Origin of the sequence: Microbacterium hominis NBRC 15708 (assembly GCF_001592125.1) — a bacterium.
GTDB classification, from domain to species: Bacteria; Actinomycetota; Actinomycetes; order Actinomycetales; family Microbacteriaceae; genus Microbacterium; species Microbacterium hominis.
In genome coordinates this window covers 1-2468 of record NZ_BCWI01000042.1, presented here as the reverse complement: position 1 = coordinate 2468, position 2468 = coordinate 1, and the positions used below count along the sequence as shown (strand labels likewise).

Below are 2468 nucleotides of genomic sequence, written 5' to 3'. Positions count from 1 at the left end.
CCCGTCTTCTGCAGCTCGGCGACCTTCGCGGACTTGTCCTCGGGGAGCACATCCGCGATCACGGTGTCGATGCCGAGGAGAGCGGCGATCCGGTCGGCGGTGGGCTTGTTGTCCCCGGTGAGCATTGCGACCTCGACGCCCTGCTCGTGGAGAGCGTCGATCGCGGTCTTTGCGGTGTCCCGGGGTGCGTCGGCGAGACCGATGATCCCGGCGACTTGCCCGTCCACGGCGAACAGGATCGCGGTGCGGCCGGACCCAGCCAGGTCCTGCTGAGCGGCCTGCACCCCGCTGATGTCGATCCCCTCCCCGGTGAGAAGGCGCGGGTTGCCGAGGACGACCTGTCGACCGTCGACGGTGGCGATCGCGCCCTGCCCGGTGACGTTTCGGAACGCGGTCGCGGTGCGACGGGGGATGTCGCGGGCGTCGGCGTAATTCACGATCGCTTTCGCCAGAGGATGCTCGGATTCCCGCTCCAACGCGACCGCGAGGGAGAGAGTCTCGAGCTCGTCGCCGCCGACGGGGATGTAGTCGGTGACCTCCGGCTCCCCCTTGGTGAGGGTGCCGGTCTTGTCGAACACGACCGTGTCGATGTGGGCGGCGGTTTCGATCCCGGAGGCGTTCTTGAACAACACGCCCCGTTTCGCGCCGAGCCCGGTGCCGACCATGATCGCCGTCGGGGTGGCGAGGCCGAGCGCGTCGGGGCAGGTGATGACGACGACGGTGATAGCGAACAGGATCGCCATCGGGATTGCAGCGCCGGCGAGCAGCCACACCAGGAAGGTGAGGGTGCCGCCGATCAGGGCGACCAGGACGAGCCAGAACGCTGCCCGGTCGGCGAGGCGCTGCCCGGGGGCTTTGGAGTTCTGCGCCTCCTGCACGAGCTTCACGATCTGCGCCAACGCCGTGTCCGAGCCGACTTTGGTGGCTGTGACGCGGAGGGTGCCGACGGTGTTCACGGTCGCTCCGATCACCTCCGACCCGGGCGCTTTGTCCACCGGCATGGACTCGCCGGTGACCATCGACTCGTCCACCTCGGACTCTCCGGATTCCACGACACCGTCGGTGGGGATCTTGGCCCCCGGCCGCACCAGCATCAGATCCCCCGGGACGACCTCGCTGGTGGGGATCTCGACCTCCTGCCCGTCACGGATCACGACCGCCTGCGAGGGTGCGAGCTCCAGGAGGGTGCGGATGGCGTCGTTCGCGCCGCCGCGGGCGCGCATCTCCACCCAATGCCCCAGCAGCACGAAGGTGGCAAGCACCGTGGCGGCTTCGTAGAACACTTCACCGCCGCCGGTGAGGGTGACCGCGAGGGAGTACAGCCAGCCGGCGCCGACACCGACTGCGACGAGCACCATCATGTCGAGGGTCTTCGCGCGCAGCGCCCGGTAGGCGCCGTCGAAGAAGATCCACGCCGAGTAGAAGATCACCGGCAGCGACAGGATCAGCATGAACACGTCATCGCGCAGCCCGAACGGTGCCGGCACCTCGAATCCGATCACCTCCCGCCCGATCGGAGACCACAGGGTGATCGGGATCGACAGGATCAGCGCGACCAGGAACCGGTTGCGCATGTCGCGGATCATCGCGTCCATCGACATCCCGCCGTGATGCCCACCGTGGCCCATCATCTCCTGCGCACTGTGACCCGACGCTGCACCATGATCGTGCCCACCCGCGGCCGCGGTGTGACCGGCGTGCTCGACGTGGTGACCGGCATGCTCACCGTCATCCGCCGTCGCCGACGGGGCGTGCGTGTGGTCGTGGCCAGCGGCGTGGTCGTGGACGGGGTCGTCGTGATAGCCCGCAGGACCCTTATGGCCCGCGTGGCTGGCGTGACCCGTGGCATCCGTGTGGCCCTCGTGCGCGTCGTGACTCGCGTGCGGTTCTTGTGCGCCCTCAGCTGCGGGGCCGTGGTGGGCGCTGTGGTCGTGCGCACCCTCGTCGTGCGGGTCGTGCGCGGGGTCGCAGATATGGTCGGGGACGGACTGGCCGGCGCAGTGATACCCGCAGTCGATGACCCATTGCTGGAGGTGGGCGACCGAGGTGGTCTCGGGGTCGTAGGTGACGGTCGCGGTCTGTGAGACCGGGTTCGCGTCCACGGCGATCACTCCGGGTTGTCGGCTCAGGTGGGCTTCGGTGACGTTCTTGGAGGTCGCGCGGATCATGCCGCTGACCTGCAGGGTCACGGTTCTGGTGTCGCTCATTTCGGTTCCTTCCCGAGGGTGGGGTCGGTGGTGTCGGGGTGGGGCCATTGCCAGTCGGCGACGGCGGGGATGTCGGTGCCGTGCTCGCGGGTGTGGGCGCGGGCGTGCAGGCGGGCGTCCTGCAGCTCCTGCCGCAGGCCGGCGTGGCGGGCGGCGAGGCCCGGGACGTGGTCGAGGACGTCGATCGCGAGCCGGTACCGGTCGAGGTCGTTGAGCATGACCATGTCGAACGGGGTCGTGGTGGTGCCGCGCTCCTGGAAG

The 2468-nt window shown here is 69.0% G+C and carries 2 protein-coding genes; both read right to left on the bottom strand.

All coding sequences use genetic code 11. The features are described 5' to 3' along the window. A partial coding sequence (locus MHO01S_RS16100; protein WP_061782599.1) for a heavy metal translocating P-type ATPase occupies positions 1–2207 on the bottom strand: 2207 nt, incomplete at its 3' end. Continuing rightward, positions 2204–2468, bottom strand: a 265-nt coding sequence (locus MHO01S_RS16095) for a phosphoketolase family protein (protein WP_503826002.1), incomplete at its 5' end; no start/stop codon positions are given. The genes MHO01S_RS16100 and MHO01S_RS16095, both read right to left, overlap by 4 nt.